Consider the following 3,903-nt stretch of genomic DNA (forward strand, 5'->3'; position numbering starts at 1 on the left):
ACGGGCCAGCGTCCTGGCCGTCCGCCGCGGCCATCGACGGCACCGACCCCACCCAGTCCGCCCACTCGGCCGGGCCCGCCGCCTCCTCGCGCGGCCCTCAGCTCGACGCCGAGCGCGGTACCGCGCCGCGGCCGCTGCGCGTCGGCATCATCGGGCGCATCACGCCGGAGAAGCGGCACCACATGGTCATCGAGGCGATGCGCCGGGTGCACGCGAGCGCCGAACTGGTCGTCCGCGGCGCCGGAGACGGTTTCTCCGGTGACCTCGCGCACGAGGTCTTCGAGGCCGGGCGGCGCCTGCTCGGCGACCGCTGGGTGCCCGAGGGCCGCGTGGCCCAGCACAAGGCGGTGGACGACCTGGACGTGCTCGTCGTCGGCAATCCCCGCGAGCCGATGGGGCGCACGGTGCTCGAAGCGCAGTCGCGCGGCGTCGTCGCGGTCGTGCCCGACAGCGGCGGCGCGCAGGAACTCGTCGAAGACCGGGTCACCGGCCTCGTGTACGCCGCCGAGGACGCCGACGACCTGGCTCGCGCGATCGACACGGTGGCCGCCGACGCGGCGCTCGCCGCGCAGATGGCCCAGGCCGCGCAGGTGCGCGTGCCGCGCCCCGCTCCCTACGCGACCGAATACCTGCGTCGGCTGCGCGCCCTCGACGGCACCGCCGCGGGCACCGGCGCCCGTTGAGGGGCAGCCCGATTCGCCGAGAGCACTGAGGCGCGCCGGGGGCACTGAGTTCTGCGACCGCCGAGTTTCGCTGCGGCCGCCGAGTTTCGCTGAAGCCGCTGAGTTCGCTGAGGGCGCCTGACCTCTCGCGCGGGTCGCCCGGCGCGTCGGTCAGGACGAGATCGCGAACGTGGCGACGCCGTGGGCGATGGCCTCGTCGTCCTGATTGCTGACATCGGCCTCGAGCATGACGAGCTTGCCGCCCCGCTTGCGCACCTGCGCGACGGCGGTCAGCGTGTCGCCGGGGGTACCGGGGTTGAGGTAGGTGATCGTCAGCTGCACGGTGGCGGTCTTCTCCTCGCCGAGACCCTCGCGCACGGCCTGGCCCATCGCCGCGTCGATGAGGGTGGCGATGAGTCCGCCCTGCACGCCGCCGTGGACGTTCTCGTGATCCTTGCTGGTGACGACCGTCGGGTCGCCGCTGCGGTCGATGCCGACCAGGTCGAGGAAGCCGCTCATGCCTGCGAGCCTGTCAGCGCCGAGCCGGTCGCGCCAGACGAAAGCCCCCGGTGCTGCGGTGGCGCGGTCGCGCGGCCGCCGCGCCCCAACCCCCGAAAGACGGTGGTAAATCCCGCCGGGCAGACGCGGCAGATCTACCACGCTCTTCGGCACCCCCCGGGTCGGCCGCCGACCATCCCGGTCCGGTGCCGGTATCGGGACAAGCACCGGCGGCCTAGCGCCGGGGGCCGCGTCGAGGTCGCCGGGGAACGCATCGCGCCACCGGCGCCTAGACTGGCCACACGCCGACCGGGCGATCGAAAGGGGGCACGATGCGCGACACGCCTATCGAGCCCGCGCTCCTCGCCCTCCACCGGTTCCTCGTTCGCCTCGGGCACCTGGCCGCCGCTCGCCCCGGGCACCTGACCGCCGCTCGCCTCGGGCACCTGGCCGGCGCCGCCCGCAGCGACCGACTCCACCTCGTCGGCTGCCTCGGTTTCCTCGGCGCGCTGCTCGTCGTGGCGCCGCTGGCGAGCGCCCCGGATCACGCGCTCGCCGCGGTCGTCGTCGTGTTCGCCGCCCTGGCCGCGGCGCTCGCGCAGCTGCCCACCCCGGCGGTCGGCACGCCCCGGGCACCCGCGTTCGGGCGGCATCGCTCCGACCTGCGGCCCGCCTGGCTCGACGTCGACCTGCCACGCACTCCGGCCCGTCCCCGGGCTCCCGGGCGGCGCTGAGGGTCGCTCCGCGACCGACTCTGCGCTCCGGAACACCACGCGCGGCGTTCCGACCACCCCGGAAATCCATGACCGACCGGCCCGCCCGGGCCGAAGGAGTGCCCTGCCATGCCTGACCTGTTCGCACCGTTCACCCACCTCGTCTCCGCCGCGCTCGCCGCCGCCCACGCGGGCCTGGAAGCCGCCGGCCTCGATCCGCACGCCGGCGTCACCTGGGCGCTGGCGATCATCGCTCTCGTCGTCGCCGTCCGCCTCGCCGTGCTGCCCGTGGCGGTGCACGGCGTGCGGATGGCCCACGCCTCGGCCTCCGCCCGCCCCGCGCTCGAGGCCCTGCGCAGGCGTTACGCCGGCCGCACCGACCTGGAGAGCCTGCAGGCCATGCGCGCCGAACAGGCCCGGATCCAGCGCGAACACGGCATATCGGCCCTCGGCTGCCTGCCGATGCTGCTGCAGCTGCCGATCCTCTTCGCGCTCTACCGGGTGCTCTCGCTCGTCGCCGCCGGGCAGAGCGTCGGCGCGATGGACGCCGCGCTGGTCGCCTCCGCCGGGTCGGCGTCGATCGTCGGGGTGCGGCTGGCCGAGCGGCTCGGCGGGGCCGCCTCCCTCACCGAGGTCGTCGTGCTCGTCGCGGCCGGGCTGGGCGCCGCCGCGCTGGTCTACCTCACGCAGCGCTGGTTCGTGCTGCCCAACACCGTGCTCGACGGCCTGCCGGAGCCCATGGCCCAGGCCCAGCAGCTGCTGCCCGCGCTCAGTGCGGTCGGCGTGCTCGTGGCCGCCGCCACCGTGCCGGCCGGGCTGCTGCTCTACTGGCTCGTCTCCAACCTGTGGACCCTCGGGCAGCAGGCCGTCGTCACGCGCTGGTTCCCGACCCCGGGCTCGCCGGCCCACGCAGCTCTGCTCGCCCGCCGGGCCGCGCCCGGCACCGAGTAGGCGCCCGGCACCGAGTAGGCCCCGCGCCGCCGGGCGACATCGGCCTCGCGCCCCGAAACACCCGCTCCACCGGGCAGCATGTGAGCGACCACCGACAGCCGACCCGGCGGGCGCGGGCCCCCGCGCCGGGCCGCGAGGCCGACGAAGGGCCCTGCCGATGACCCGTGCCGAATCCAGCGACGAGCTGTCCATCGACCAGGTGCGCGACGGCGACGTCGTCACCGGGCGGCTGGTCACCGGCTCCCTGGCGAGGGGGCGGACGCTGGCCGACGTCGAGTTCGACGACTGCGAGTTCACCGGCTGCGAGCTCGAGGGGGCCCGGCTGGTGCGCTGCACGTTCACCGAGTGCCGGTTCACCGCCTGCAACCTGTCGATGACCGACCTCGTCGACTCCCGATTCAGCGACGTCGTCGTCGCCCGGTGCAAGGGGCTGGCGCTCAATCTCGCGGTGCTGGCGCCGGGTTCGCTGGTCGCCGATCCGCTGCGGTTCGAGGACTGCCGTCTCGACCTGGCCTGCTTGCAGGAGGCTGACCTCACCGGAGCCCGATTCATCCGCTGCTCGCTGCGGGAGGCGGACCTGTCGGGAGCCCTGCTGCGCGACGCCGACCTCACCGGCAGCGACCTCGCGGGCGCGACGTTCGTGCGCACCGACCTGCGCGGCGCGGACCTGCGCGGCGCGTTCGGCTACGCGTTCGACCCGCGGGAGAACCGGGTGCGCGGGTTGCGCGTCGACCCAGAGGGCGCCGCGGCGCTCCTGCGGGTCTTCGGCGTCGAGATCGACTGAGGCGGGTGGACCGGGTCCAAGGTCCCGACGTCTCAGGTTGAGGCGCGCGGATCGCCGGACGAGGGGCACCATCGTGGTGTATGGGTCCATCGCGGACCGCGCCCATCGACAGGAGGCCACCGGTGAGTTTCATCATCTCGACCGCGGCCCACCGCGCACACCACGCCCACCGCCCCCCGCAGGCGCCACCGGAGACGCCCCTGGGGCGCACGCTGGTCGTCTCCTACGCGGTCGGCGCACTCGCGCTCGGGCTGCTCGGCCTCGCGGTGGCGCAGGCTCGCCCCGTGTTCGCCGC

5 protein-coding genes are annotated in these 3,903 nt (G+C 75.0%); 4 read left to right on the top strand and 1 reads right to left on the bottom strand.

Translation table 11 applies throughout. The annotated features are described in order from the left end of the window. The coding region (locus PINTE_RS20560; RefSeq protein WP_157087425.1) for a glycosyltransferase at positions 1–683 on the top strand (683 nt) is incomplete at its 5' end. A gap of 150 nt (positions 684–833) precedes the next feature. On the opposite strand, the gene PINTE_RS20565 is transcribed toward PINTE_RS20560, so the two are convergent. Continuing rightward, positions 834–1,181 (bottom strand): PaaI family thioesterase, encoded by a 348-nt coding sequence (locus PINTE_RS20565; protein WP_068434329.1) that lies wholly within the window; start codon positions 1,179–1,181, stop codon positions 834–836. 311 nt (positions 1,182–1,492) lie between these two features. Here PINTE_RS20565 and PINTE_RS20570 point away from each other — a divergent pair, with 311 nt between their 5' ends. The 3 genes from PINTE_RS20570 (at position 1,493) to PINTE_RS20580 (ending at position 3,608) form a co-directional block, all read left to right on the top strand. Next, positions 1,493–1,894, top strand: coding sequence for a hypothetical protein (locus PINTE_RS20570; protein ID WP_068434331.1), 402 nt, complete (start codon positions 1,493–1,495; stop codon positions 1,892–1,894). 108 nt (positions 1,895–2,002) lie between these two features. Continuing rightward, positions 2,003–2,824 (top strand): membrane protein insertase YidC, encoded by an 822-nt coding sequence (gene yidC / locus PINTE_RS20575; protein WP_068434333.1) that lies wholly within the window; start codon positions 2,003–2,005, stop codon positions 2,822–2,824. A 157-nt stretch (positions 2,825–2,981) separates the two neighbouring features. After that, positions 2,982–3,608: a pentapeptide repeat-containing protein gene (locus PINTE_RS20580; protein ID WP_068434334.1), complete on the top strand. Its 627-nt coding sequence runs from the start codon at positions 2,982–2,984 to the stop codon at positions 3,606–3,608. Positions 3,609–3,903 lie beyond the last annotated feature (295 nt).

Origin of the sequence: Piscicoccus intestinalis NBRC 104926 (assembly GCF_001515525.1) — a bacterium.
Lineage (GTDB): Bacteria > Actinomycetota > Actinomycetes > Actinomycetales > Dermatophilaceae > Kineosphaera > Kineosphaera intestinalis.

Excerpts from the sequence above, each read along its gene's own strand:
- PINTE_RS20565 (WP_068434329.1), bottom strand. The coding sequence starts at position 1,181 with ATGAGCGGCTTCCTCGACCTGGTCGGCATCGACCGCAGCGGCGACCCG.
- PINTE_RS20570 (WP_068434331.1), top strand. The coding sequence starts at position 1,493 with ATGCGCGACACGCCTATCGAGCCCGCGCTCCTCGCCCTCCACCGGTTC.
- yidC (WP_068434333.1), top strand. The coding sequence starts at position 2,003 with ATGCCTGACCTGTTCGCACCGTTCACCCACCTCGTCTCCGCCGCGCTC.
- PINTE_RS20580 (WP_068434334.1), top strand. The coding sequence starts at position 2,982 with ATGACCCGTGCCGAATCCAGCGACGAGCTGTCCATCGACCAGGTGCGC.